25 protein-coding genes are annotated in these 26500 nt (G+C 67.8%); 18 read left to right on the top strand and 7 right to left on the bottom strand.

The genetic code is table 11. The features are described 5' to 3' along the window. Positions 1 to 125: 125 nt before the first annotated feature. Both A4249_RS11140 and aguB read left to right on the top strand, forming a co-directional pair. Positions 126 to 1145: an agmatine deiminase family protein gene (locus A4249_RS11140; protein WP_082854137.1), complete on the top strand. Its 1020-nt coding sequence runs from the start codon at positions 126 to 128 to the stop codon at positions 1143 to 1145. Continuing rightward, on the top strand, positions 1142 to 2005 hold the full coding sequence (aguB, locus tag A4249_RS11135) for an N-carbamoylputrescine amidase (RefSeq protein WP_066552633.1): 864 nt from the start codon (positions 1142 to 1144) through the stop codon (positions 2003 to 2005). The genes A4249_RS11140 and aguB overlap by 4 nt, the downstream gene beginning before the upstream one ends. 1 nt (position 2006) lies before the next feature. Here the strand turns inward: aguB and A4249_RS11130 are convergent, their stop codons facing one another. Further along, a complete protein-coding gene (locus A4249_RS11130) occupies positions 2007 to 2747 on the bottom strand; it encodes an alpha/beta fold hydrolase (RefSeq protein ID WP_066552629.1) in 741 nt (246 codons plus the stop codon). A 71-nt stretch (positions 2748 to 2818) separates the two neighbouring features. Between A4249_RS11130 and A4249_RS11125 the strand changes: the two genes are divergently transcribed. The 5 genes from A4249_RS11125 (at position 2819) to rplT (ending at position 6586) form a co-directional block, all read left to right on the top strand. Continuing rightward, a complete protein-coding gene (locus tag A4249_RS11125) occupies positions 2819 to 3781 on the top strand; it encodes a glycosyltransferase family 9 protein (RefSeq protein ID WP_066552627.1) in 963 nt (320 codons plus the stop codon). Positions 3782 to 3906: 125 nt separating this feature from the next. Continuing rightward, positions 3907 to 4428, top strand: a complete 522-nt coding sequence (infC, locus tag A4249_RS11120; RefSeq protein WP_055752751.1) for a translation initiation factor IF-3 — start codon at positions 3907 to 3909, stop codon at positions 4426 to 4428. An 84-nt stretch (positions 4429 to 4512) separates the two neighbouring features. Then, complete coding sequence (locus A4249_RS11115) at positions 4513 to 5817, top strand: MFS transporter (protein WP_066552626.1); 1305 nt, start codon at positions 4513 to 4515, stop codon at positions 5815 to 5817. 162 nt (positions 5818 to 5979) lie between these two features. Then, entirely contained in the window at positions 5980 to 6177 is a 198-nt protein-coding gene (rpmI, locus tag A4249_RS11110) for a 50S ribosomal protein L35 (protein ID WP_003166435.1), read from the top strand. A gap of 55 nt (positions 6178 to 6232) precedes the next feature. Continuing rightward, entirely contained in the window at positions 6233 to 6586 is a 354-nt protein-coding gene (gene rplT / locus A4249_RS11105) for a 50S ribosomal protein L20 (RefSeq protein ID WP_017506327.1), read from the top strand. A 91-nt stretch (positions 6587 to 6677) separates the two neighbouring features. Here the strand turns inward: rplT and A4249_RS11100 are convergent, their stop codons facing one another. Further along, positions 6678 to 8273, bottom strand: a complete 1596-nt coding sequence (locus A4249_RS11100; protein WP_066552625.1) for an ATP-binding protein — start codon at positions 8271 to 8273, stop codon at positions 6678 to 6680. Positions 8274 to 8441: 168 nt separating this feature from the next. On the opposite strand from A4249_RS11100, the gene A4249_RS11095 reads away from it, so the two are divergent. The 7 genes from A4249_RS11095 (at position 8442) to A4249_RS11065 (ending at position 15893) form a co-directional block, all read left to right on the top strand. Next, positions 8442 to 9416: a polysaccharide deacetylase family protein gene (locus A4249_RS11095; RefSeq protein WP_066552623.1), complete on the top strand. Its 975-nt coding sequence runs from the start codon at positions 8442 to 8444 to the stop codon at positions 9414 to 9416. A 41-nt stretch (positions 9417 to 9457) separates the two neighbouring features. After that, on the top strand, positions 9458 to 10534 hold the full coding sequence (pheS, locus tag A4249_RS11090; RefSeq protein WP_066552621.1) for a phenylalanine--tRNA ligase subunit alpha: 1077 nt from the start codon (positions 9458 to 9460) through the stop codon (positions 10532 to 10534). Between the two features lie 12 nt (positions 10535 to 10546). Then, positions 10547 to 10960: a hypothetical protein gene (locus A4249_RS11085; RefSeq protein ID WP_066552620.1), complete on the top strand. Its 414-nt coding sequence runs from the start codon at positions 10547 to 10549 to the stop codon at positions 10958 to 10960. Next, on the top strand, positions 10957 to 11352 hold the full coding sequence (locus A4249_RS11080; RefSeq protein ID WP_052689542.1) for a hypothetical protein: 396 nt from the start codon (positions 10957 to 10959) through the stop codon (positions 11350 to 11352). Before A4249_RS11085 ends, A4249_RS11080 begins: the two co-directional genes overlap by 4 nt. Further along, positions 11349 to 13772, top strand: a complete 2424-nt coding sequence (gene pheT, locus A4249_RS11075; protein ID WP_066552619.1) for a phenylalanine--tRNA ligase subunit beta — start codon at positions 11349 to 11351, stop codon at positions 13770 to 13772. Before A4249_RS11080 ends, pheT begins: the two co-directional genes overlap by 4 nt. A 44-nt stretch (positions 13773 to 13816) precedes the next feature. Continuing rightward, positions 13817 to 15157: an APC family permease gene (locus tag A4249_RS11070; RefSeq protein WP_066552618.1), complete on the top strand. Its 1341-nt coding sequence runs from the start codon at positions 13817 to 13819 to the stop codon at positions 15155 to 15157. Between the two features lie 124 nt (positions 15158 to 15281). Then, positions 15282 to 15893 (top strand): DUF1134 domain-containing protein, encoded by a 612-nt coding sequence (locus A4249_RS11065; protein ID WP_017506335.1) that lies wholly within the window; start codon positions 15282 to 15284, stop codon positions 15891 to 15893. 52 nt (positions 15894 to 15945) lie between these two features. On the opposite strand, the gene A4249_RS11060 is transcribed toward A4249_RS11065, so the two are convergent. Together A4249_RS11060 and A4249_RS11055 are read right to left on the bottom strand one after the other, a co-directional pair. After that, positions 15946 to 16836, bottom strand: coding sequence for an NAD(P)-dependent oxidoreductase (locus tag A4249_RS11060; RefSeq protein WP_066552616.1), 891 nt, complete (start codon positions 16834 to 16836; stop codon positions 15946 to 15948). Between the two features lie 8 nt (positions 16837 to 16844). Further along, positions 16845 to 18077 (bottom strand): NAD-dependent epimerase/dehydratase family protein, encoded by a 1233-nt coding sequence (locus A4249_RS11055; RefSeq protein ID WP_066552614.1) that lies wholly within the window; start codon positions 18075 to 18077, stop codon positions 16845 to 16847. A 353-nt stretch (positions 18078 to 18430) separates the two neighbouring features. On the opposite strand from A4249_RS11055, the gene A4249_RS11050 reads away from it, so the two are divergent. The 4 genes from A4249_RS11050 (at position 18431) to A4249_RS11035 (ending at position 22338) form a co-directional block, all read left to right on the top strand. After that, positions 18431 to 19450, top strand: coding sequence for a DUF4167 domain-containing protein (locus A4249_RS11050; RefSeq protein WP_066552613.1), 1020 nt, complete (start codon positions 18431 to 18433; stop codon positions 19448 to 19450). 71 nt (positions 19451 to 19521) lie between these two features. Then, positions 19522 to 20820, top strand: a complete 1299-nt coding sequence (locus A4249_RS11045) for a hybrid sensor histidine kinase/response regulator (RefSeq protein WP_066552612.1) — start codon at positions 19522 to 19524, stop codon at positions 20818 to 20820. 39 nt (positions 20821 to 20859) lie between these two features. Continuing rightward, complete coding sequence (locus A4249_RS11040) at positions 20860 to 21534, top strand: DUF4893 domain-containing protein (protein ID WP_066552611.1); 675 nt, start codon at positions 20860 to 20862, stop codon at positions 21532 to 21534. Between the two features lie 60 nt (positions 21535 to 21594). Next, positions 21595 to 22338, top strand: coding sequence for a DUF4893 domain-containing protein (locus tag A4249_RS11035; protein WP_197458380.1), 744 nt, complete (start codon positions 21595 to 21597; stop codon positions 22336 to 22338). Here A4249_RS11035 and A4249_RS11030 read toward each other — a convergent pair. The 3 genes from A4249_RS11030 to A4249_RS11020 all read right to left on the bottom strand — a co-directional run bounded on the left by A4249_RS11030 (position 22335) and on the right by A4249_RS11020 (position 26487). Next, positions 22335 to 22676 (bottom strand): hypothetical protein, encoded by a 342-nt coding sequence (locus tag A4249_RS11030; protein ID WP_231868696.1) that lies wholly within the window; start codon positions 22674 to 22676, stop codon positions 22335 to 22337. The genes A4249_RS11035 and A4249_RS11030 overlap by 4 nt on opposite strands. Positions 22677 to 22898: 222 nt before the next feature. Next, on the bottom strand, positions 22899 to 24539 hold the full coding sequence (locus A4249_RS11025) for a serine hydrolase (protein WP_066552608.1): 1641 nt from the start codon (positions 24537 to 24539) through the stop codon (positions 22899 to 22901). A gap of 46 nt (positions 24540 to 24585) precedes the next feature. Further along, a complete protein-coding gene (locus A4249_RS11020) occupies positions 24586 to 26487 on the bottom strand; it encodes a BCCT family transporter (RefSeq protein WP_066552607.1) in 1902 nt (633 codons plus the stop codon). Between the last annotated feature and the right edge of the window lie 13 nt (positions 26488 to 26500).

The raw sequence follows: 26500 nt of genomic DNA, 5'->3' as shown, positions 1-26500 counted from the left end.
TCTGACTGAAACGACGAAGGGCGGTCCGTTCGCGGGCCGCCCTTTTTCGTGGCTGACGTTGAAGTCGGGGGCGCTTGGGGCCATATGGCGCGGCTCCCAGTTCGGCCCTTCTTGAGGATGCCCGCATGACCGATCCGACTGCTGCCGCTATCCCCGCAGAATGGGCGCCGCACCGCGCCATGTGGGTGGGTTGGCCCAGCCATGCGGAATATTGGTTCGAAGCGCTGGATCAAGCGCAGGACGAGGTCGAGGGTCTGGTGCGGGCTCTGGCTGGCCCGGGCCGCGAGCAGGTCAAGCTGATGGTCGGCAAGGCCGAGGCTCTGGCCGACGCCCAGGCGCGCTTTACGGGCGTGGCGAATGTCGAGATCGTGGCCGGCGAGTTCGGCGACGTCTGGCTGCGCGACACCGGGCCGATCTTCGGCGCGGGGTCCAAAACGGCCGCCGCCTTCAAGTTTAACGGCTGGGGCGGGAAGTACGACATGCCGGGCGACGATCTGGTCGCGGGTCAGATCGGCGAACATTCAGGCGTGCCGCTGACGTGGAACGACTTCGTCATGGAGGGCGGATCGCTGGATCACGACGGGGAGGGGACCGTCCTGACCACGCGCCAGTGCCTGCTGAACCCGAACCGCAATCCCGCCTGGAACCAGGATGAATCCGTCGCGGCGGCGGCGCTGGAAAAGGCGGTCGGTGCCAAGGTGGTGGTGTGGCTGGGCGACGGTTTGCTGAACGATCACACCGATGGGCACGTCGATAACCTGGCGCGGTTCGTCGCGCCGGGCGTGGTCGCCTGCCCGGTCGCCTGGGGGACGAACGACGTCAACGCTGACGTCTATGACGCGACGGCGCGTGATCTGGCCGCCGTGACCGATGCGGCGGGTCGTCGGCTGAAGGTCGTGCGCATCCCGTCGCCGGGCCTGGTGCTGGACGAGGACGAGCGCCCGATCCCGGCCAGCCACATGAACTTCCTGATCGCCAACGGCGCGGTGATCGTGCCCACCTATGGCGATGTGCGCGCCGCCGACATGGCCTGCCAGGCGTTGAAGGACGCCTTCCCCGATCGCGAGATCATTCCGCTGCCGTCCAACGCCATCCTGACCGGCGGCGGCTCGTTCCACTGCATCTCCCAGCAGGAGCCAGCATGACCCGCAACATCACCGTCGCCGGCATCCAGACCTCGTACGGCGAGGACATGCAGGCGAACATCGACAAGACCATCGCCTTGGTGCGCGACGCGGCGGCGAAGGGCGCGCAGGTGATCCTGCCGTCGGAGCTGTTCCAGGGACCGTATTTCTGCGTTTCGCAGGAGGAGCACTGGTTCACAGAAGCCTATGAATGGCGCGAGCATCCGTGCGTCACCGCCCTTTCGCCGGTCGCCAAGGAGCTGGGCGTGGCCATCCCAGTCTCGATCTTCGAGAAGGACGGGCCGCAGTATTACAACTCGCTGGTCATGCTGGACGCCGACGGCGAGGCTCTGGGCGTCTATCGCAAGAGCCATATCCCCGACGGCCCCGGCTATCAGGAGAAATACTATTTCCGGCCGGGCGATACGGGCTTCAAGGTCTGGAAGACGCGCTTCGGCAAGGTCGGGGTCGGCATCTGCTGGGACCAGTGGTTCCCGGAAGCGGCGCGGGCGATGATGCTGATGGGCGCCGATGTCCTGATGTATCCGACCGCCATCGGCACCGAGCCGCATGATGCGACCCTGCACACGGCCGAGCCCTGGCGGCGGGCCATGCAGGGACACGCGGTGTCCAACGCCGTGCCGGTCGTCGGCGCCAACCGGATCGGGCATGAGCGCGTGACCGAGGTCGGCCAGACCTTCTACGGCCATTCCTTCATCGCCGATCAGCAGGGCGAACTGGTCGAGCAACTGGGCGCCGAGGAGGAGGGGGTGCTGGTGCACCGCTTCGATCTGGACGAGTTGGACAAATATCGCGCGGCCTGGGGCTTTTTCCGCGATCGGCGGACGGACCTGTATGGGGCGCTGGCGGGTAAGGGCTGATCTAGCCCCGCATCGCCTCGACCGCCGCGACCAGTCGGTCGAGGTCCGCCGGCGTCGAAAGCCGGTGATCGCCGCCCTCGATCAGGTCCAGCCGCACGTCGCCGCCCGTCAGCCGTTCGACCAGTTCGACCTGATGTCGCCACGGCACGACGTCGTCGGCGCGGCCTTGCAGGACATGAACCGGCGCAGCGATGTCGATCACGCCGTCCAGCAGCAGCCAGTCGCGCGCCTCCTCGAACATGCGCCGCGTCAGGACATATTCGCCCAGACCCTCCTCGACGATCAGGGTTTCGCCCTCGCGCAGGATGGCCTGACGCTCGTGGTCCGCCAGGCCGGGCCACATCAGCCGTTCGGTGAAGTCCTGGGCCGGATTGACCAGAACCAGGCCCTTGATCCGATCCGGCCGCGCCAGGGTCGCCAGCAGCGAGACCCAGCCGCCCATCGAGGAACCCACCGGAATGACCGGGCCGGACAGGCTGTCGATCAGGGCGATGGCGTCCTCGCGCCAGCGGCCGATGGTGGCTTTTCTCCAGTCGCCGGAGGACTGGCCATGGGCGAAATGGTCGTAGCGGACGAAGTTCCAGCCGCGTTCGCGCGCGGCGACGTCCAGGGTTAGGGCCTTGGTCCCCTCCATGTCCGAACGAAAGCCGCCCACCCAGATCACGGTCGGGCCGCCGCCTTCGACGCGTTTGAAGGCCAGGGTTTCGCCGTCGGGGCGGCACAGGTGCTGGATGTCGGTCATGGCGCCGTTCTGCCCCGACTTTCCGCCGTCGTCACCCTTGACCGCGACGCGCGATGGCGAAACACAGACCCATGTCCGCACCCCAGGTCCTGTTCGTCACCTCCAACCGCATCGGCGACTGCGTCATCTCGTCCGGCGTGATCCGCGAGATCGCGCGTCAGGTCCCGGGGGCCGAGATCACCGTCGCTTGCGGCCGGCCGCCCGCGCCCTTCTTCCGCAATGCGCCCGGCGTGGTGCGCACCATCGTGCTCGACAAGAAGAAGCTGTCCGGCCACTGGCTCGATCTGTGGAAACAGGTCGTCGGCACGCGCTGGGACCTGGTCATCGACATCCGGGGTTCGGCGCTCAGCTATCTGATCCCGGCGAAGCGGCGCATCGTCTATAACCGCTCGTGGGAGACGGGCCTGCGCAAGGTCGAGATGGTGTCGCGGCTGATGGGTTCGCCGACGCCGCTGGATCCCGAAATCTTCCTGGACGATCAGGCGCGGGCCGAGGCCGCCGCCGTGATCGATCCGCAGCTGGCGGGCGGCGCGGGTCCCGGCCCGATAATCGCCCTGGCCCCCATCGCGCATCAGCCGGGCAAGAGCTGGCCCGCCGATCGCTGGGGCGCGCTGGTCGAGAAGCTGAAAGCCGAGCCGCGCTTCGACGGCTGGCGCTTCATGCCGGTGGGCGGACCGGGCGACCGGCCGCCGGCGACCCCGGCCTTGGAGTCGGCGGGGCCGCGCGGCATCGACTTCGTCGGCAAGGGCGACATCCTGGCCTCGGCGGCCGCCATCGACCGGGCCGATCTGTTCGTCGGCAACGATTCGGGTCTGATGCACGTGTCGGCGGCGCTGGGCCGGCCGACCCTGGGTCTGTTCGGTCCGACCGAGTGGTGGCTGTACGGTCCTTGGGGACCCAAGACGCGTACGGCGGCGTCCAACGAGACGCGCGGCCAGTTCGCGCCGATCGAGGACCTAACGGTGGATCACGTCTTCGACGCGGTGCTGGCGCTGCATGACGTCTACATCGTCGAAACGCCTGCGAACCCTTGAAAAATCGGGGCTCGCGGCGCATATTGCCGGCCTTGAGGGGAACGTGGCGATCGCCGCGTGCATTCGCTCATCACGACATACGCCTTCTCTGACCACATAAGGAAACGACGCCCATTCGCCGTCCCATGCAAGCGCCACCCGTGAAAGACGGGCCGCGTATGAACCAGGATATCCGCGCCCCTCGCGTTCTGCTCATCGACCAGAACGGCGAAAAACAGGGCGTCATGCCCACCTCCGCTGCTCTGGAAGCCGCCGAGGAAGCCGGGATGGACCTGGTCGAGATCGTCTCCACCTCCGAGCCGCCGGTGGCCAAGATCCTCGATTACGGCAAGCACCGTTTCCAGGAACAGAAGAAGAAGGCCGAGCAGCGCAAGCGCCAGAAGGTCGTCGAGTTGAAGGAGATCAAACTCCGTCCGAACATCGACACCCACGACTATGAGGTGAAGGCCAAGGCCATGCACCGCTTCTTCGAGGAAGGCGACAAGGTCAAGGTCACCCTGCGCTTCCGCGGTCGTGAAATGGCCCACCCCGAACTGGGCATGAAGCTGCTGAACAAGGTCCAGGCCGACTTCGACGAGGTCGCCAAGGTCGAGTTCTCGCCCAAGATGGAAGGCCGCCAGATGATTATGATCCTGGCCCCGCGCTGATCGCGATCCATCGCTGAATATGAAACGCCTCGGTCCCGCGACCGGGGCGTTTTTCTTTGCTGGAGAAACGGCTAAGCGTTGGGAATGACGAACGCCGATACGGTCGCTGCGCGCACCCCGCCGCCCAAGCTTAAGACACCGGCGCTGGCTGTGTTGTTTGCGACGGTGTTCATCAATCTGGTCGGGTTTGGGCTGGTGGTGCCGTTGCTGCCGTTCTTCGCCCAGAGCCTGAAGGCAGAGGCGTGGCAGATCACGCTGATGTTCTCGGCCTATTCGCTCGGTCAGTTCTTCGCCGAGCCGTTCTGGGGGCGGCTGTCGGATCGGATCGGTCGAAAGCCCGTGCTGTTGATGACCCTGATCGCCAATGCGCTGGGCTATCTGATGCTGGCCTTCGTGCCCAACATCTGGCTGGCGATCGCGGTCAGGCTGTTCACCGGCCTGGGCGCAGGCAATATCTCGACGGTCCAGGGTTATGTGGCCGATGTGACCCCGCCCGAGCAGCGGGCCGGGCGGATGGGTCTGATCGGCGCCGCGTTCGGCCTGGGCTTCATCGTCGGACCGGGCTTGGGTGGATTGCTGACGCAGCCGCAGCTGGGACGGCTGGGCTATCAGCTGCCGATCTTCCTGGCGGCGGCGCTGGCGGCGGTCGCGGCGGTCGGCGTCGTCGTCTTTCTGCGCGAGAGCCGGGCCAAGGCCGATCCCGCCGCGCCGCGTCCGGCCTTCCTGGCGGGCCTGAAGGATGCGCGCGACAACGCGGTGGTGTCGCGCGTGCTGGTCGTGACCCTGATCTATATGGCCGGGTTTTCGGCGATGGAGAGCGTGTTCGGCCTGTGGTCCGAGAGCCGCTATCAATGGGGCGCGCGCGAAGTGGGGCTCAGCTTCATGATCGTGGGCATCGTCTCCACGCTGAACCAGGGGTTCTTCGCCGGGCGGCTGGCGCGACGGTTCGGCGAATCGCGCGTGCTGGCCACCGGCATGCTGCTGTTTGGAACTTCGCTGGTGTTGCAGGTGCTGGCGCCGGTCGCGTGGTTCCCTGCGACGCGGCTCGAGCTGGGCGCCCTGACGATCCCGGTCGTCCAGGGCTGGATCATTCCGATCGTGATGGCGATCGGCGCGTGCGGCATGTCGCTGGCCATGCCCAACATCTCGGCCATGATCAGCCGCGCCTCGCCGCCTGATCGGCAGGGGGCCATGCTGGGTCTGAACATGGCTTCAAGCTCGGTGGCGCGCATCTTCGGGCCGATGATCGCGGGCGCGCTGTTCTCGGGGCTGGGGCATGACTGGCCCTTCGTGATCGGGGCGCTGCTGACCATCCCGGCGGCCCTGATGGCGATCAACGCCGGACGCGTCATTCGCAGCGGAGAGGGCGGCGTCAAAGCCCCGGCCTGACTCGTCTTGCAATGGCGGCGCTCTTCACGTAGAAGCCGCGCCTTCGCGTACCGAACCGCCAGGCGAACAGGCATGCCTGGGCGGTTCTTAAACTCTGGAGAGACACCTCCCCACGGGCTCAAGTAGTCCAAAGGACGGTAGCCCTCCAAAAAGGAGACTGAAATGCCGAAACTGAAGACGAAGTCGGGCGCCAAGAAGCGCTTCAAATTCACGGCCACTGGCAAGGTTAAGGCCGGCGTTGCGGGCAAGCGTCACCGCTTGATCAGCCACAACTCGAAATACATCCGCCAGAACCGCGGCACCTCGGTCATGGCCGACGCCGACGCCAAGAAGATCAAATCCTACATGCCGTACGCCTGATCGGCGCGCGCTGTACGACTGATCTCCATCCCAAAGAATTTGAAGGAATAGCGACATGGCTCGCGTTAAACGTGGCGTAACCTCGCACGCCAAGCACAAGAAGGTTCTGGAGCAGGCCAAGGGCTTCTCCGGCCGCCGCAAGAACACCATCCGTACGGCCAAGGCCGCCGTCGACCGCGCCGGGCAATACGCCTATCGCGACCGTCGCGCCAAGAAGCGTAACTTCCGCGCCCTGTGGATCCAGCGCATCAACGCCGCCGCCCGTCTGGAAGGCTTCACCTACAGCCAGTTCATCAACGGCCTGAACAAGGCCGGCATCGAACTGGACCGCAAGGTTCTGGCCGCGATCGCCGCTGACGCAACCGGCTTCAAGGCTGTCGCCGACAAGGTCCGCGCCGCCCTGGCGTAAGAGCTGTGCTCAAGCCGCGAGCGACCGCGTCGCGAGTGTAGCGCAACAAGAACGACGCCCGCTCCGGTTTCCGGGGCGGGCGTTGTTCGTTTCAGGCCGCCTTGGGGACATGCGATGCTTGGCTCTGCGCCAGCACCATGCGGATGGCGTTCAGAAGGGCGTCGGGCTGGATGGGCTTTTGCGCCACCCCGTTCATGCCGGCGGCGATATAGTCCAGCTCGTCGCGCTCGTCGGCGTTCGCCGTCAGGGCCAGAATCGGCAGGGCGTGGGCCGGGCCAGGCAGGGCGCGGATAGCCCGCGTCGCGGCGACGCCGTCCATCACCGGCATCTTGATGTCCATCAGGGCCAGGTCGAATGGACGGGCCATTACGGCGTCCACCGCCTCGTGCCCGTTCTCGGCCATCTCGCAGGTGCAGCCGAACATCTCCAGCAGCTTGCCGGCGACGAAGCGGTTGGTGGCGTTGTCGTCCACCACCAGCACATGCAGGGTGTCGTGCGGGGTCGGCTCAGCCATGGCGGGGGCGGGCGCAGCGCTCTCGCTCGCGACGCGCAACGGCAGGCGCACCTGAAAGCGCGCGCCGCCCTGGGGCGAGGCGCCCAGCGAGATCGCGCCGCCCATCCGTTCGGCGATCTGTCGGCAGATGGCCAGGCCCAGGCCCGCGCCCGCGCCCTCGCGCCCGGCCTTTCCGGTGTTGAACGGATCAAAGATGGTCGCGGCCGCCGCCTCGGGCACACCGGGGCCGCTGTCGTCCACGGTGAAGATCACCTCGCCGTCAGAGTGGCTTTCGATCAGGGCGACGACCTCGCCCGTCAGGGTGAACTTCAGCGCATTGCCGATCAGGTTGTTCAGCAGCTGCTTCAAGCGCATCCCGTCGGCCCGAACGCAAGGAACGGCCAGGTCGATGCGGACGGTCAGGGCCAGGGCCTTCTCCTCGGCCCGCGCGCGCCACAGGGCGTCGATGTCGAAGGCGACCGCCGACAGGTCCAGCGGCTCCTCCTCCAGCGTCATCATGCCGGCCGAGGCGCGTGACATGTCCAGCGCGTCGGTCAGCAGCCGCAGCAGGCTCTGGCCCGAATCGATCACGGTGCGGACGTAGGGGCGCAGTTCTTCCTGCTCCAGCTTCTTGTCCATCAGGGCCGCGACGCCCAGCACGCCGTTCAGGGGCGTGCGGATCTCGTGGCTCATCACCGCGAGGAACTCGGACTTGGCCCGGCTGGAGGCGACGGCCTCGGCCTCGGCCAGCGCCAGGTCGCGGGCCAGGGCGCTCATTTCCTCCGCCCGCTGGCGGTGCAGGGCCGCGCCGGCCTGCACCACCTGCAGCGCCGTGCCGACGCCGACGTAGCGGCCGTCCGCCACCACGATGAAGCCCGTCAGCAAGGCGCCCAGTTCCGCCGCGCCATAGGCGTGGAAGAAGGCCTCGGCGCTGGTCGCCGCCTCCGCCACCGGCGCATTGCGGTCCATCAGGCTTTCGGCGGGCTTTCGGGCATACAGGGCGCGTCCGAACTCGGCCGCCATCCTCAGGGTGAAGGCGTTGCGTTCGATGATGCCGAGGGGGCGGCCATCGTCATCGACGATGGCCAGGGCCAGGGTGTTCGGCTCGGTCTGGAACCGTTCGAACACATCGGCGCCCGGCGTGGACGGGGCCACAGGCGCGATCAAGTCGACGAAATCACCGATCAGCGGCATCAAGGTCCTCGCAAGTCCGGAGGCCTGATTAGACGCTGATATTTAACGCCAGCTTTGCCGTTCATGAACCTTTCGCGGCGGGTTTTCGACAGTCGATCCGTGGGCGGATGGAAAGTCCGTATTGCGCGCGATATTCCCTCGCGCACGCGACTTCGATAGCCTCGCCGCATGATGCGCACCCTGATCTGCGGCCTGGCTGCCGCCCTCGTTCTTGTCACTCCCGCCGCCGCGCAGGATCGACGCGTCGCCGTGACCTTCGACGATCTGCCGTTCCAGACGGATGCAGCGACCCTGTGCGATCCGGCGCGGCTGATGACGATCACCCAGGATTTCGTCGCCATGCTGAAGCCGCTGGACACGCACGGCGTCGCCTTCGTCAATGCGGGCAAGGTCTGCGAGGCCGAGCGCGCCACGATCCTGCCGCGCGTGCTGGACATCTGGCTGGACGCCGGTCTGGACCTGGGCAACCACACCAACACCCATCTGAACATCCACTCGACGACGGTTGAGGCCTATTTGGCCGATGTGGACGCCGGGGCGCCGATCTTGCGCGACGTTTTGGCGGCGCGGGGCCAGTCCTTGCGCTGGTTCCGCCACCCCTATCTGTTCACCGGCGAGACGCAGGAAAAGCACGACGCCATCGCCGCCGGCCTGGCCCAGCGCGGCTATACGGTCGCGCCTGTGACCCTCGACAACAACGACTGGATGTTCGCCGACGTCTATCGCAAGGCCGAGCAGATCGGCGACCAAGCGCTGATGCAGCGCATCGGTCAGGCCTATGTGGCGCATATGGCGACGGTGCTGGACTTCTACGAACCCTACAGCGCAGAGGTGGCGGGCGGGCGTGAACCGGCGCAGGTGCTACTGCTGCACGCCAACAGCCTGAACCAGGCCTATTATCCGCAGATCCACGCCCTGTATCTGGCGCGCGGCTATCGCTTCGTGCCGCTGGAAGAGGCGCTGGCCGATCCGATCTACGGCCATGCCGACACCTATGTCCGCGCCAACGGAATCTCGTGGCTGCATCGCTGGATGCAGACCGACGGCCGGCCCATACGCTGGGAGCCCGAACCGCCCGCCTGGATCGTTGCGGCCAACAAGGCGCCGGCGTCGGAACTTCAGGCCATCGCATCGGCCCCTTGAAGGGTGACGAAACGGCTTCCACCCGTTAAGGCACGGGGCAAATGACCGATCTCGCCACACTCGAACTCGACCTGATCAACGCCATCGGCGGCGCGGAAACCGTCGCCGCCCTGGAGGAGGTGCGCGTCGCCGCCCTGGGCAAGTCCGGCTCCGTCTCCGGCCTGCTGAAGGGCATGGGGGCGATGAGCCCCGACGAACGCCGTGAACAGGGGCCGATGATCAACGGCCTGCGCGACCGCGTCGCCGCCGCCATCGCCGCAAAGAAGACCGCGCTGGAAGCCGCCGAACTGGACGCCCGGCTGCTGTCGGAACGCATCGACCTGACCCTGCCGGCGCGTCCGCGCAGAAAGGGCGGGGTCCACCCGACCATGCAGGTGATGGACGAGATGATCGCCCTGTTCGCCGAGATGGGCTTCGCCGTGGCCGAAGGTCCGGACATCGAGGACGACTTCCACAACTTCACCGCCCTGAACTTCCCGCCGAAACACCCGGCGCGGGAAATGCACGACACCTTCTTCCTAAAGCCGGACCCCGAGACGGGCGAGCGCAAGGTGCTGAGGACCCACACGTCGCCGGTGCAGGTCCGCACCATGATATCGCAAAAGCCGCCGATCCGGATCGTCGCGCCGGGCCGCACCTTCCGCAAGGATTGGGACGCCACCCATACGCCGATGTTCCATCAGATCGAAGGCCTGGTGATCGACCGCGACATCCACATGGGCCACCTGAAGACCACGCTTCAGACCTTCATCGCCCGCTTCTTCGAACTGGACGCGATCCAGGCGCGGTTCCGTCCGCACCACTTCCCCTTCACCGAACCCTCGGCGGAAATGGACATCCGCTGCGACCGTTCGGGCGGGAAACTGGTGTTCAACACCGGCGACGACTGGCTGGAAATCCTGGGCTGCGGGATGGTGCATCCCAATGTGCTCGGGAACTGCGGCATCGACCCGGACGAATATCAGGGCTTCGCCTTCGGCATGGGCGTGGATCGGCTGGCCATGCTGAAATACGGCGTGCCCGACCTGCGCCCCATGTTCGACGCCGACACCCGCTGGCTGTCCCACTACGGCTTCTCGGCCTTCGCCGCCCCCAACCCGGCCTCGGGCCTGAGCTGAACGAGTTTCAAGATGACCGATCAAACTGAAACGCCGATGTCGGCCGAAGAAAAATTCGGCCGAGAACTGGTGGCCCGCACGACCTTCGAAAAGGAGGCCGTGTGGCTGCCGTCGTTGGCCGTTCATCACATGAACGCCGGCAAGACGTTCATCGAGGACAAGACCTTCACGAACTGTCTGATCGAAGGACCGGCGGTCATGGCGGTCATGAACGGCACGACGTTCGACAGCTGCAACATGGGCGTGGCGTCCAATCCGCGCACGCTGCTGCTTCAGCCGATGGGCGATATGATCGCGGGCGTCGTGGGCATGTCCAACTGCCGCTTTGTCCGCTGCCGCTTCGTTCAGGTGGGCTTCACCGGCGCCCCGGATCTGCTTGAGCAGATCGAGGCCGACCTCCTCAGCGCACGGGAGAACCAAGCATGAGCCGGCTTCCGATCAACCGTCCCGTCAATCTTGCGCGCGACCTGACCCAGACCACGTTCGAGAACGTCGATCTGAACCTGCACGATCTTTATCAGCACTGCCGTGACAAGGGTGCGGTCGTGGGGCGCACCTTCACCGGTTGCCGGCTGGATGGCCCGGCGATCGTTCTGGTCGGACCCGGCACGACGTTCGATGAGACGAACTTCGGCGACTCGCGCGGGGGCATGAAGAACCTTCTGCTTCAGCCGATGGGGGACAAGGCGCTGGGCACCATCCCGATGCATGACTGCACCTTCGTGGGCTGCGAGTTCTACAATGTCGGCTTCACCGGAGCTGCCGAGATTCTAGAGCAACTGGCGGCCGTTCCGACGGTGGCGGGGCCGACGGCATGAAGTTCACCCTGTCCTGGCTGAAGGACCACCTCGAAACCGAGGCGGATGTTCATCAGATCGCCGAGGCCATGACCATGGCCGGGCTGGAGGTCGAGGAGGTGCTCGACCCCGCCGCCAAACTGGCGCCCTTCACCGTGGCCAAGATCGTTTCGGCCGAGCGGCATCCCAACGCCGACCGGCTGCAGGTCTGCCAGGTCGAGACGGTCGACGGGATGAAGGAGATTGTCTGCGGCGCGCCGAACGCGCGGGCGGGCCTGACCACCATCTACGCCCCCATCGGCGCCTATGTGCCGGGTCTGGGCGTGACCCTGGTCGAGAAGCCGGTGCGCGGCGTGGTGTCGAACGGCATGCTGTGCTCGGCCTCCGAGCTTGAGCTGTCGGACGAGAGCGACGGCATTCAGGAACTGCCGCCGGAGATCCCCGTCGGCACGCCGGTCGCCGGCCTGTTCGGCGCCGAGCCGGTCATCGATTTCGAGGTCACGCCGAACCGGCCCGACTGGCTGGGCGTCGCCGGCATCGCGCGCGATCTGGCGGCCGCCAGCGTCGGCAAGCTGAAGCATTTCGACATCGCCGTGGTGCGCGGGGCCTTCCCCTCGCCGATCAGCGTGCGGCTGGAGTCTCCCGAGATGTGCCCGGTCTTCGCCGGTCGCGTCATTCGCGGCGTCAAGAACGGCCCGTCGCCGGCCTGGCTGCAGAAGCGTCTGACGGCCATCGGCCTGCGCTCGATCAACCGTCTGGTCGATGTAACCAACCTGATCGCCTATGACCGCGCTCGCCCGCTGCACGTCTATGACGTCGCCAAGCTGTCGGGGACCGAGATCGTGGTGCGGGCAGGCCAGGTTTCGGCCGCGACCGGCGAGCACGAACATCTGATCGCCCTGGACGGCAAGACCTACGCCGCGTCCGCGGCCGAATGCGTCATCGCCGACGCCGGGGGCGAGCGCCCCATCGGCCTGGGCGGCGTCATGGGCGGGGAATCGACCGGCTGCGACGAGACCACCACCGACGTCTTTCTGGAAAGCGCCTGGTTCGACCCGCTTGTGATCGCCCAGACGGGGCGGAGCCTGGGCATCCATTCCGACGCCCAGTACCGGTTCGCGCGTGGCGTCGATCCGGTCTCGGTCACGCCGGGGCTGGAACTGGCGACGCGCCTGATCCTGGACCTGTGCGGCGGCGAGCCGTCGGAAATCGTCTTCGTCGGCGAACCGCCTGCCAGCCCGGCGCCCTTCGCCTTTGACCCCGCCTATGTGAAGCGTCTCAGCGGCATGGATCTGGCCGACGACCGGATCGGGACCATCCTGGGCCAGCTCGGCTTCCTGGTTCAGGCCGCGCCGGCCGGTCAGGCCGAGGCCTGGCTCGTCACCCCGCCCTCGTGGCGGCGCGACGTCGAAGGCCCGGCCGATCTGGTGGAAGAGGTGGCGCGGATCGAGGGCTTCGACAGCCTGCCCGATACGCCCCTGCCCGAGGTCGCCCGCCCCGCCGGCGGCGTGCTGAGCCCCCGTCAGGCCCGCGTCCGCACCGCGCGTCGCGCCCTGGCGGCCCTCGGTTACGCCGAGGCCGTCACCTGGTCCTTCACCAAACAATCGACCGCGGCCCTGTTCGGCGGCGGGGATGATCGGCTGGTGCTGGAGAATCCCATCGCGGCCGATCTGGACTGCATGCGGCCCTCCGCCCTGCCGAACCTGGTCCAGGCGGCGGCGCGGAACGCCGCGCGCGGTTTCGCCGACGCCGCCCTGTTCGAGATCGGCCCCATCTATCTGGGCGACGGTCCGGCCGATCAGCGCACGGTCATCGCCGGCCTTGTCGCCCCGCACGCCGCCCGTCACTGGGCGGGCGCCGGTGAGGACGCCCTGTTCACGCTCAAGGGCGACCTGACCACCCTGCTGGAAGAGATCGGCGCCCCGGTCGCCTCCCTGCAACTGGTCCAGGGCCAGAACCGCGACTGGTGGCACCCTGGCCGTTCGGCCCGGCTGCAACTCGGCCCCAAGAATGTGATGGTCGAGTTCGGCGAACTCCATCCGCGCGTGTTGAAGGCGCTGGACGCCGACGGCCCCATGCTGGGCTTCGAAATCGTGCTGGACAACGTGCCCGAGCCACGCGGAAAATCGGGCAAGGCGCGGGGAACCGCCGATCTGTCGGCCCTCATGCCCCTGACGCGCGACTTCGCCTTCGTGGTCGAGGACGCCAAGCCGGTCGGCGATCTGGTCCGGGCCGCGACGGGCGCCGACAAGGCCCTGATCGCCGACGTGCACGTCTTCGACGTCTATCGCGGCAAGGGCGTGGACGAGGGCTTCAAGTCCGTCGCCCTGGAGGTCATGATCCAGCCGCGCGAAGCCACCCTGACCGAAGCCGAGATCGAGGCCCTGACCGCCAAGGTCGTTGGAGCAGTCGAAAAGCAGGGCGGCAAGCTGCGGGCTTGAGGGAGCGCAGCGCCGTCTTTCGGGCGGCGCGGGGGACATAGGCGATGACGACGGAACCTCAGGCGGCCCAACCGGATCGCGGCCATCTGCTGCGCGTCCTGGGCGTGACGTTCGGCGTCGCCGTCGTGGTCGGCGGCGTCATCGGTCAGGGCATACTGCGCACCCCCGGCGTGGTCGCCGAGGGGGTTCAGAACCCCACGATCATCATCACCCTGTGGTGCGTCGCCGGTCTGGTCGCCTGGATCGACGCCATGTCGACTGTCGAACTGGCCGCCTCGATCCGCAAGACGGGCGGCCCCTATATCTTCGCCCGTCGCGCCTTCGGGTCTTTGACCGGCCTCGCCGTCGGCGTTTGCGACTGGCTGGGCAATATGGGCGGCATCGCCTTCATCGCTGTGGTCTTCGGCGAATATCTGCATCGCTTGGGCGTCGCGACCAGCGTGCCGATCGGCGTCCTCGCCCTGTTGATCGTGGTCGTGGTGGGCAGCGTCCAATGGCTGGGCACCAAGGTCGGCGGCCGCTCGCAGGAGATCGGCAGCGCGGTCAAGGCGGCCCTGTTCACCGTGCTGATCATCGGCCTGTTCCTGGCGCCGCGCGGCGCGCCTGTGGCCACCGAGATCGCGCCGGCGACGGCGGCGGCCCTGACCTTCGGCGGCATCGTCATGGCCCTGCGGGCGATCTCGGGCACCTATTACGGCTGGAACAGCGCCTCCTACTTCTGCGAAGAGGTGGTGGATCCGGGCCGGACGATCGCGCGGGCCACTTTCTCGGGCATCGCCGTGGTGACGGTGATCTATGTGCTGGCCAACCTGGCCTATCTGAACGTCCTGACGCCAGCCGAGATGGCCGGCTCGAACCTCGTCGCCGCGGATGCGGCCGGTCGGGTGTTCGGCGATGTCGCCGGCCCCATCGTCACGGCCATTTCGCTGGTGTCGCTGGTGACGATCATCAATGCGATGGTCATGGTGTTTCCGCGCGTCCTGTTCGCCATGGCGCGCGAGTATCAGATCTCGGCCCTGACCCGGGTCGCCGCCAACGGCACGCCGCGTCTGGCCCTGATCGCGACCGTGCTGGCCGGCGGGCTGCTGGCGACCATCGGTGTCTATGAGACCCTGCTGACCTTCTCGACGTCGCTGCTGGCGCTGATGAGCGTTCTGGTGAATGCCGCCGTCATCGTTCTGCGGGTGCGCGAACCGGATCTGGAACGGCCGTGGAAGATGCCGCTCTATCCCCTGCCGGCGATCATCGCCCTGGCGATCAATACGACCCTGTTCGTGATCTTCGTGGTCGAGGACCCGCTGACGGCCGCCAAGGCGTTCGGAACCCTCGCCGTCCTGATCGGGCTCGCCTGGGTGCTGGTCCGGCGAAAGCGCGCTGCGGCCTGATCGGCGCGCCCGGTAAGACCCCGTTAACCTTGAAGCCGCAAGGCTGCCGCAAAGGTCGGGGACGGTGAGGCCAAGACCGGCGCGCCAGCCGGCCGTCCTCTCGTCGCCTTTCGGAGCGCCCTCCATGCATCGCCGCCAACTGATCCTTTCGGGCCTCGCCACCGCCGCCGGCGCCTCGTCGCTGGGCGCCTGCGCCTCGGCGCCGCCGCGCGATCCCAACTATCCGATCCGCTCGGACCAGACGGCCCAGGCCTACAGCTTCGATGAACTGGTTTCGGCCGGCTCGCGCGAGCTGGGCATCGCGGCTGAGGTCGTGGGCGGCGCGATCGAGCGCGTCTTCGCCGACCAGGGCGACCGCCCGACCGCCTATATCGCGGGCGAGGAAGGCTCCGGCGCCGTCGTTGTCGGCGCCCGCTACGGCCGCGGCGCCCTGCACATGAAGGACCTGTCGGCCTCCCAGGAAGTGTTCTGGCAGGGCGCGTCGGTGGGTTGGGACTGGGGCGGCAACGCCAGCCGCGTCTTCACCCTGGTCTATGGCCTGTACCACCCCGACATGATCTATCGCCGCTATCCCGGCATCGAGGGCTCGGCCTATCTGGTCGCAGGCCTGGGCGTGAACTATCAGCGCGCCGACGGCATCGTCCTGGCCCCCATCCGCACCGGCGTCGGCCTGCGCCTGGGCGCCAACGTCGGCACCATGAGCTATAGCCGCCAGCGCAATCTGCTGCCCTTCTAAGCGCGCTAGGCTCGCGACGCGGTCGCTCGCGGCTAGGGCGCGTGACTGCGCCCTAGCTCACCAATCGCAGCGGCGGCGCGTCCATCAGCGTCGCCAGCCCCTCGCGCCAGCTGGGATAGGCGGGCCGCCAGCCGAGCTCGGCCTTGGCCAGGGCGTTCGAGACGCGCTTGGAATCCAGATAGAAGCGACGCATCGCCTCGCTGACGCTGTCGTCGGTCCAGTCCACCTCTGGCGGGCGGGGCAGGCCCATCCGATCCGCCGCCCATTCCATCACCACATCGGCGGGCGACGGTTCGTCGTCAGTCAGATTGTAGGCGGCGCCCGGTCGCGGCTGCGCCATCGAGGCGAACAGGCCCGAGACGATGTCATCTACATGGATGCGGTTGAAGACCTGGCCGGGCTTTCTGACCAGCTTCGCCGTGCCTTCCTTCAGCCGCTCGACCACGCTGCGCCCCAGCCCGTAGAAACCGGGCAGGCGGAAGATCTGGACGGTCAGCCCCATCCCCTGCGCCCCATCCAGCCAATCGCGTTCGGCCCGGACGCGGCGTGCGCCCTCCAGATTGGCGGCGTTCAGCGGCCCGTCCTCGAACACCCATCCGCCGGCCCGGTCGCCATAGACGGAGGTGGAGGAGACATAACCGATCCAGTCGGGCCAAGCGTCGCCCGCAAGAGGCCCCAGGGCCCGCAGACCGGGACAGCCTTGGGCGTCCGGCGCGGCGGTGATCAGCACGGCCGTCGCCGCCTCCAGCGCCGTTCTCACGGCCGCCGTATCGCTGGGATCGATGGCCATGATCCCGTCGGACGCCAGGGCGCGGCGTCGCTCGGGGTCGCGCGATGTGGCGGTCGCCCGTCCGCCGCGGCGTATGGCCTCCAGCGCCGCCGCCCGTCCCAGATAGCCGCCGCCGAAGACCAGCAGATCGAGGGGAGGGGAGGCGATAGGCATTACGAAACTCAGGCCGTCAGAACTTGGGAAGGCGGCGCGTCAACTGTCGGCCGCGCCTCATTTTCCAGCGCCTCCGCCCGGCGTTGGTTCCAGGCGGAGACGCACGGCACCCGACCCAGATCGGCCCGGTCGGCATAGCGGCGGGCGATGTCCGTAACCTCGTCCATCAGACCCTGCGCCAGGGTGATCGGCTTCAACCCTAGGTCCCGGAACTGGTCGTTGGCGACGACCAGGTCGTTCTCGTCGGCCTCCTGGCGCGGGTTGGCGACGTTATGAATCTCGGCGCCGGTCTTGTCGGCGATCATGGTCGCCAGATCGCGCACGCGGCGGCTCTCGGTCATCTGGTTCAGGATCTTGACCCGGTCGCCGCGTTTGGGCGGGTTCTTTAGCGCCAGTTCGACGCAGCGCACCGTGTCCTGAATATGGATGAAGGCCCGCGTCTGGCCGCCCGATCCATGCACCGTCAGCGGATAGCCGACCGCCGCCTGCATCAGAAAGCGGTTCAGCACCGTGCCGTAATCGCCATCATAGTCGAAGCGGTTGATCAGTCGTTCGTCCTGTTTGGTCTGTTCGATCTGGGTGCCCCAGACGATGCCCTGGTGCAGGTCGGTGATGCGCAGATTGTCGTTGCGGGCATAGAACTGGAACAGCAGGGCGTCCTGCGTCTTGGTCATGTGATAGATGCTGCCCGGATTGGGCGGGAACAGGATTTCCTGCTCGGCGGGGCCGTTGTCGGTATCCACCGTCACCTTCAGATAGCCCTCGGGAATGCGCAGGCCCGCCGTGCCGTAGCCATAGACCCCCATCGTCCCCAGGTGCGCCAGGTGGACGTCCAGGCCGCTTTCGACGATGGCGGCCAGCAGATGGTTGGTGGCGTTGATGTTGTTGTCGACGGTGTACAGCTTGTGCCGCGCCGACTTCATCGAATAGGGGGCCGCCCGCTGCTCGGCGAAATGTACCACGCTGTCGGGGGCGAAGTCGCGGACCAGGGCGACCAGACGGTCGAATTCCTTGCCCACCGTCATGTTGACGAAGCCGATGTCGCGGCCGGAGACTTCTTTCCACGCCTTGATCCGCTCGCCCATGGTGCGGATCGGCGTCAGGGACTGAACCTCCAGCTCGTTGTCGATGTTGCGGCGGCTCAGGTTGTCGACGATGGTCACGTCCCACCCTTCGGCCGACAGATGCAGGGCCGTGGGCCAGCCGCAAAAACCGTCGCCGCCCAGAACCAGCACGCGCATGGGATAGCCTCGTCGTCGTCTCAAAGGTCATGCCTAGCCCAGCCGTCGCGCTTGGCAAAGCGGCGCTGTGCACGGTTCGGTGCGACGCATTGACGAATATCGCTTGGAAAGGCCGCCCACTCGGGTTAAGTCTCTGCCGTCTCCCACTCAATCGCAGCTTTACGGGCGCATACCCGGCTGTTCGCGGCTTGAGCCGGCCATGACGGTCGGTCCCGAAAGGACCGGCGCACCATGCGGGCGACAAGGCATTCCGACAGTTCGACAATCGGGGATCGGCCCCGAGCGAGACGGAACCACGAAACGGACGGAACCGGCCTTCAGGCTTTGGTCCGCCCCTGCACACGGTAGCGCGAATGAGAGATTTCAAGGGCATGAAGCGTCAGCGCGGACGCAATCGGAACAAGGCGGGCGCCAATAACGCCAACAACGCCAATCCGAATCGTTCGTGGGATTCGCAAGGCCCCGAGAACATCAAGGTCCGGGGCAACGCCCAGACGGTGTATGAGCGCTATCAGCAGCTGGCCCGCGATGCGGCCTCCAGCGGCGACCGGGTGCTGGCCGAAAACTATCAGCAGCACGCCGAACACTATTATCGCGTCCTGCGCGCGCTCCAGCCGCAGCGGTCCTTCTCGGACATCGCCGCGCGCGAACAGTCCAACCAGGGCTTCGACATCGATTTCGAGGACGAATCCGGCGCCCAGGCCGCCGCCTTCGTCGCCGCCCAGCACGCCGCCGACCGTCAGGCCGCGGAGGCTGCAGAGCGCGCCGAGCAGAACCAGAACCGCGATCAGAACCGCGACCGCGACTACAATCGCGACCGGGACCGGGACCGTGACAACCGCGACCGCGACCGCGATCAGAACCGTGACCGTGACCAGAACCGCGACGGCCAGCAGCCGCGCGAACCGCGCGAGCCGCGCGAAGGCGACGAGGTCCGCGCCGAGGGCGAGGGCGGCGGTCGTCGCGAAAGCCGCCGCGAACGCTGGGAGCGTCGCCGCGAGGAACGCAATCGCCGCTTCGACAATCAGGACGGCGCCCAAGATGGCGCTGAGGGCGCCGCCCCTGCCTACGCCGAGGCCGACCGCGCCGAAGCCGTCAGCGAAGCGTCCGTCGTCGAGACGCCGGTCAATGCGCCTGTCGCTGAAGCCCCGAGCGTCGAGGCGCCGGCTGCCGATGAGCGTCCCGCACGCCGTCCGCGCCGCACCGCCGCCGCTGTTGCGGCTGACGAGGGCGACGCCCCCACCGCCCTGCCGGGCTTCTTGACCCGTGCGCCGGTGTCGTCGGCCCCGGCGGAGCAAGCCGAAGGCGAGGCGGCCCCGCGTCGCCGTGCGCCGCGTCGCAAACCCGAAGCCGCCGCAGCCAGCGAAGACTGATAACAACCCAAGCGGGTACGTTTACTTGACTGCAACTCCAACGCGTCAATATGGCGCGTCGGAGGGGCGTCATGGATTTCGTCTTGCTTGTCTTGTCCCTGGCGCTGGCGGGAACCTGCGCGGGGATCTGGCTCTGGCTTCAAGCGCTCGGGGTCACCGAGGGCTTGCGTCGAGAGAACGCCCGGCTCGAAGCCCGCATCGCCCAGCAGACCCAAGGCCTGCGCCGCGCCCTGACGACGGCCGAGGGCGAGGTCGACCGCCTGACCGCCGAGCTTCGGACGCGGGGCGAGGTCATGCACGCACTGGGGCGCGAACTGCGCAACCCCCTGACCACGATCATGGGTTTCTCCCAGTTGTTGCGCTCCGACGACCCGGCCAATCCCCTGACGGCGCGCCAGGCACAGTCCGTGCGTCAGATCGAGGCCGCGGCCAGTGTCTTGCTGGCCCTGATCGAGGAAACCGAAGCCTTCATGACCGGCGGTGACGGCGGCGGTTCGCCTTCGCTGCACCGCGTCGATCTGCGTCTGGCGCTGCGCCAGGTCTGCGATGGGCTGGAGGCGCAGGCGCGAGAGGCAGGGGTAACGCTGGCCTGTCCGCCGCCTGCCCACGGCCTGTGCGTCATGGCCGATCCGGGCCAGATCCGCCGGATCCTGCGCCGATTGGTCGAGAACGCCCTGCGTCATTCACCCGGCGGAAGCACGGTGCGCATGGAGATGTCGCGCGCTGAGGACCGGATCGTCATCGCCATTCATGACGCCAGCATGATCCCCGCCGGCGCGGGCGACGACCGACCGTTCCGCCCGTTGGATGGTCACGACGCCAGAGGCGGCACCGCCCTCGGCGTCGCCTCGGTCCAGCGGTTGACCGAGCGGATGGGCGGCGCCCTGACCATGGCGCGCGGCCCCGGCGCGGGCGCCATCTTCTCACTCAGCCTGCCGGCAGCCCCCGCGCCGGGTCTGGCGTCATCGCGTCAGGCGGTGGTGCTCTATATCGAGGACAATCCCGCCAACATCGCCCTGATGCGCCGGGCGGCGAGCGGACTGGGCCTGACGCTGCACGCCGCGACGACGGGACCGGAGGGGCTGGATCTGGCGCGTGCGCTCAGACCCGACGTCATCCTGCTCGACGTCGGCCTGCCGGACATGGACGGCTATGAGGTCAAGGCGCGACTGGACGTCGATCCCCTGACGCGCCATGTGCCGGTCCTTGCGCTGACGGCGGCCGTATCGGCGCCGGACCGGGCGCGCGGCCGCGCCGCCGGCTTCGACGCTTGGCTGGCCAAGCCGCTGGATCTGGCGGCCCTGGCGGCGGCGCTGAATACGGCGCTGGACGGCCCGGAGGTTGACGCCGACGGTCGCGAGAGGGCCTAAGAGGCTTAAGTTCGCCTGGTCGCCCCAAGGGAAGCGTCGATGTCCCCGTTCGTCTCGTTCCGCTCGCTCACGCGTCGTCTGGCGCCGCTGGCCGTCCTGTGCGCCGTCGCCGCCTGCGCCTCGACCCCGCCGCCGCCGCCCCCGCCGCCGTCCGGCGCATCGGGCGCGCTGATGGACTGGCGCGGCGTCATCACGGCCGGCGACCGGGACCGTTACCGCCGCGTCGACGCCGCCTGGACCCTGGCCCTGCAACAGGCCAAGCGTCAGCGCGGCTCCGGCGACCTGAACAGCCTGGGCGATCTGATCGACCCCAAGGCCGACCGGCCCGGCGTCTCGCCGCCGCCCGGCGACTATCGCTGCCGCACCGTCAAACTGGGCACCCAGGGCGGTGAGGACGGGCTCGGTTACGTCGTCTATGGCTGGTTCGCCTGCCGCATCGAACAGACGCCGAAAGGCCTGAAGTTCTCCAAGCTGACCGGCTCGCAGCGCCCCTCCGGCCTGCTCTTTCCCGAAGACGACCGCCATATGGTGATGCTCGGCTCGCTGGCCCTGGCGCAGGAGTCCGCCGCCAACACCTATGGCCGCAACCCCGACCGCGATCTGGTCGCCATCCTGCAACGCATCGGCGAGGCGCGCTGGCGCCTGGTCCTGCCGTGGCCCAACACCGAATCCAATCTGGACCTGATCGAGCTGGTCCCGGCGCCGCGCGGCTAAGGTTCGGCTGAACCTCGGGCGCCCTGTCACGTTCGGTCAGGGCAACCGATGGAGACGCTGATGCGCCGCACCCCTCTGGCCGTTCTGGCCCTGATGACCACGACAGCCCTGGCGGCCTGTGGCGACAACAGTCCCGCCGCCCCGACCGAGGCCTCGCCCGCCGTCACGACGCCCGCGCCCGGCGTGCCGGCCCAGGCTGCATCTGAGGCGACGGCGACGCCGCAACCTCAGACGACCCCCGCCGAGGGGATGCAGGGCGGAACCGACTCCTGGCGTCAGATCGCCAAGGCCGCCGACGCCAGCCTGCTTGGCCGGCTGGATCAGGCCTGGCGCATGGCCCGCGCCGAGGCGGAGGACGGCGGCTTCTCGCGTCAGGTGGAGGCTCTGGGGCCGCTCGCCGACCCAAACGCCGCCCAGACGGGCCGCATCCAACCCGGCCCCGGAACCTATCGCTGCCGCACCATCAAGATGGGCCGCCGTGTCGAGGGCCAAGGACTGGCCTATGTCGAATATCCCTGGTTCGCCTGCTCGGTCGAGCTGACGCCGGGCGGCGACCTGGTCCTGACCAAGACGACGGGATCGCAGCGCACGCGCGGCTTGATCTATCCCGACACCGACCGCCGCGCCGTCTATGTCGGCGCCCAAGCTTGGGGCGCCGACGAGAAGACCTTCCCCGCTTATGGCGACAAGGCAGAACGCGATCAGGTCGGCGTCATCGAACGCATAGGCCAGAACCGCTGGCGCCTGGTCCTGCCGTGGCCCAAGCAGGAAGCCAAGCTGGAGCTGCTGGAGATCACCGGCTAGCGCGCGCCGGTCGAGCGGGCGATCGCGGCGCGCATGCCCTCGGCGTGAAGCGCGCCTGACGGGGCGATCTTGGTGTTCGGCGTTTCGCTGGGCCCCAGATCGGCGGTGCGATCGTCCGGCCCGGTCCAGGTCGGGCTTTCGGCCTTGCGACGAACGGCCTCGCGCAGATTGTCGGTCGCGGCCGCGGACGCGCCGCCGGATTTAGGGCCGGATTTACGCCGGTCCATCTCATCGGCGACGCGAGCGATGGCGTCCGTCAGCAGCGCTTTTTTCTCGCGCGCGCCCGCATCCGGGCCGCTCTCTCCCGCACGAACGCGTCCTCGGATCTGACGCTGCACCCGGTCGCGCCGCGCGCAGCCGCCCGATCAGGTCGCGCAGCTCCGCTGGCGAACGCTCGGCCAGCGCCTTCGTCTGTTCGACCATATCCGCCTCGTCGCGATCCAGCGCGCGCGGGTTTGGGGTCTTGGACATGACGGTCTCCCTTTCCATTGATGGGAAGACAGCGTCAGGACGCCAGGGCCGTTCCGGTTTGCGACCCTGGGTCACAGGGTCGTCCGAGGTCACACGCGCGTCAGTCTCAGGTCCTGATAGTCGTAGCTGAAGTCGATGTCGGGGCTGACCCCCTTCACCGTCGCGGTCGCCGGTTTGGCCGTCAGGATCGAGAAGGTGACGAAGGCGTCCTCCTCGCGCTTGTCCGGGAAACGGGTGCGGAAGGTCTCGCCGTCGTACGGCTCCAACCAGCCTTGCAGGGCGGGCGTGTGGGTGAAGCTCAGCCACAGGCCGCTCTTGCGGTTGCGGCCGCGTCCCTCGGTCTTGGGCGCAATGACGATGTCGCCGTACCACGGATCGCGCCAGGTGCCGGCGTAGGCGTCCAGCGGCATGGACGGGGGCGCGCCGGCCGCCTGTTTGGCGTCGATTTCGGCGGCGGCGGCGATGGATTTCGCATTGCCCTCGGCCTCCAGCTTCTTGGAGTCCGCGATCCAGTCCACATCGACCTTGCCCATGCAGATGTCCGTGATGCCGGACCGCAAGGCGCGCAGCAGGAAGCTCTCCTCGGCGTTGGAGAAGACGCTGAAGCCGGTCTTGCGGCCGGGGATCAGCACCGTGGCGGAAATGCCGCCGGGCGAGCCGCCGCCGTGGCTGGCGATCCGCTCGCCGCGATAGTCCTGAACCTGAAGTCCCATCGCATAGGTCGAGGCGATGGATCGGTTGGGCAGTTCGGCCGTCGGTCCGGCCGACGAGCCTACGATGATGTTGGGGCGATACATCTCGCGCGCCGCATCTTCGGAATACAGCCGCGTCCCGTCGGGCAGCTTGCCTTCGTTCAGCCGCACGGCGATCCATTTGGCCCAGTCGGTCGGGGTGGTGCATATGCCCCCCGCAGCCGCCGCCGAATCCCAGTTCCACACCTCGACGATGGACGTGGCGATGGGCGTCATCGCCCCCTGATAGCGCAGCGGCGGCCCGACCCGGCCGTGGGGCAGGGCGGACTTGGACGCATCCGCCAGACGCGCCAGCGGCACGGTCTCGGTCATCCCGACCTTGTCCAGGATGCGCGTCTGGATGAAGGCCTCCCAGCTCATGCCAGACACGGCCTCTAGCACCGCGCCCGCGACCACGAACATCAGGTTGCAGTAGTGATAGCGCGCCCGGAATCCGTCCTCGATCGGCACGAAGGCGGCCTGGGCCAGCACCTCGGCGCGGGTGCGGTCCGAGTTGGGCCAGAAGAGCAGGTCGCCGGCGCCCAGGCCGAACCCGGCCCGATGGCTCAGCGTATCGCGCACCGTGATGTGTTCGCCGATATAGGGATCGGACAGGGTGAAGCCGGGCAGATAGGTCCGAACCGGCTCGTCCCACTTCACCTTGCCCTCGTCGACCAGGATGGCCAGGGCGGCGGCGGTGACGTTCTTGGTGTTGGAGGCGATGGCGAACAGGGTGTGCTCATCGGCCCGCACCGGCTTGCCCTGAACCTTGACGCCATAACCGCGCGCCAGAACGGTCGCGCCGTCCTTGACCACTGCGACGCCCAGCGCCGGCTGATCCGGCCAGGCCGCCATGCACTTGGCCACATAGGCGTCCACGGCCGCCGCCAGCGACGCATCGTCGTTCGCCGGCGCGGTCTGGGCGAACACGGGTCCCGCCGCCAGCGCCGCCGCGCCTCCGGAAGCGAACAGGGTGCGGCGCGACAGACGAAGGGACATGGCGAACTCCAGCGAAGACCGCCGGACGCTAGCGCCCCTTCGTCGTCTAGGCCAGTCGCCAGCGTTGAAGCTTTTCCAGTACGTCGGCGACGATTTGGTCGCGGGTGAAGCCGGTGATGTCGTGGGGGCGTTCGCCTTGGCCGGTCTGGGCGGTCAGTCGCCATTCCAGAAGGCGGCGGCCTTCGGGCGTCTCGCGCTGGGTCACGGCGGGACGGGGACGCGAGCGGGCGCCCAGGCGATAGATGAAGGTGCGTTCGCCCTGTTTGACCGTCAGCCAGGCGACGCCGTCGTCGCGCCCGATCTCGGAGTCAGCCGCCTCGGCTTCCAGGGCCGCGTGAACCGTTTCCAGCGCGGGCAGGCCGTGGCGCTCGATCTCATCGTTGATATCGCTGCGGCTGGCCGGGGCCAGGATGCGTTTCAGCTGCTGCGCCAAGGGCGGGCCTTCGGTCTCGAGGCTGCGGCCGGCGACGTCGGCGGTCATTTGGCGCACCAGGCCGATCGACAGCAGGATCATGATCAGCACGAAGGGCAGGGCGGCGGCTAAAGTCGCGGCCTGCAGCGCGCCCAGCCCGCCCGCCAGCAACAGGGTCGCGGCGATCAGGCCCAGCAGCAGGCACCAATAGACCCGCTGCCAGCGCGGCGTGTCGTCGGCGCCGCCGGAGGCGATGGTGTCGATCACCAGGGCGCCGGAATCGGCCGAGGTGACGAAGAAGACCGCCACCAGCAGGATGGCCAGGCCCGAGGTGAAGGCCGCGCCCGGCAGTTGCTCCAGGAAGTAGAACAGGGCGGTCGACAGGTCGGCCGAAACGGCGTTGGAAATCGCGCCCGCCGCCTGACCCATGTCCAGGCTGATCGCCGTATTGCCGAAGACGGTCATCCACAGGAAGGTGAAGCCGGCCGGCACCAGCAGCACGTTCAGCAGGAACTCACGCACCGTTCGCCCGCGCGAAATCCGCGCGATGAACATCCCTACGAACGGCGACCAAGCGATCCACCAGGCCCAGTAGAACAGGGTCCAGTCCGCCATCCAGGCGCGCGGCTCATAGGCGTAGAGGGTGAAGGTCCGCTCGACGAAATGGCTGAGATAGAAGCCGAAGTTCTGGACCAGCGCCTTGAACAGGAAGCCGGTCGGCCCGACCACCAGCACGAACAGCATCAGTAGCACCGCCAGAACCAGGTTCAGCTCCGACAGACGGCGCACCCCCTTGCCGACCCCGCTCATGACCGAGGCGGTCGCCGCCGCCATGACCACGACGATCAGCCCGACCTGAACCCAGGCGGTGTTGGGAATGCCCAGCAGATAGGTCAGGCCGCTGTTCATCTGCGACACGCCGAAACCCAGAGACGTGGCGATGCCGAACGCCGTGCCCCAGATAGCGAAGATATCGACCGCATCGCCGATGGGCCCGTTGACGCGCTTGCCCAGCAAGGGCGACAGGCCCGACCTCAGCGTCAGCGGCAGACCCTTGCGGTGCGCGAAGAAGGCCAGGCTGAGGCCCACCAGCGCATAGATCGACCAGGCGTGCGCCCCATAGTGGAAGAAGGTGATGCCCATGGCCTGACGCGCGGCGTCGAAGGTGCGGCCGGCGCCCTCGGGCGGATTGATATAGTGCTGGATCGGCTCGGCGACGCCGAAATACATCAGGCCGATCCCCATGCCGGCGGCGAACAGCATGGCCAGCCAGGACAGATAGGGAAAGTCCGGCTCGGCGTCGTCCGGCCCCAGCTTCAGCGCACCCGTGGGGCCGATCGCCAGCACCAGCACCAGCCCCACGAAGGCGGCGACCGAGGCGATATAGAGCCAGCCGAAGGTGTCGATCACCCAAGCCTGAACACTCTGGAACAGGCGGTCGGATTCGCCCGGCGCGACGATGGCGACGAGGAGCAGCAGCGCGATGATGGCGCTCGCGCCCCAGAACACGCGGGGGTTCATCTTCGTGGTCAGCATCGGGTCAAAGCGT

This window comes from Brevundimonas sp. GW460-12-10-14-LB2 (genome assembly GCF_001636925.1).
Lineage (GTDB): Bacteria > Pseudomonadota > Alphaproteobacteria > Caulobacterales > Caulobacteraceae > Brevundimonas > Brevundimonas vesicularis.
Note: the sequence above shows the minus strand (reverse complement) of the source record. Positions and strands in the feature narration are given on the sequence as shown.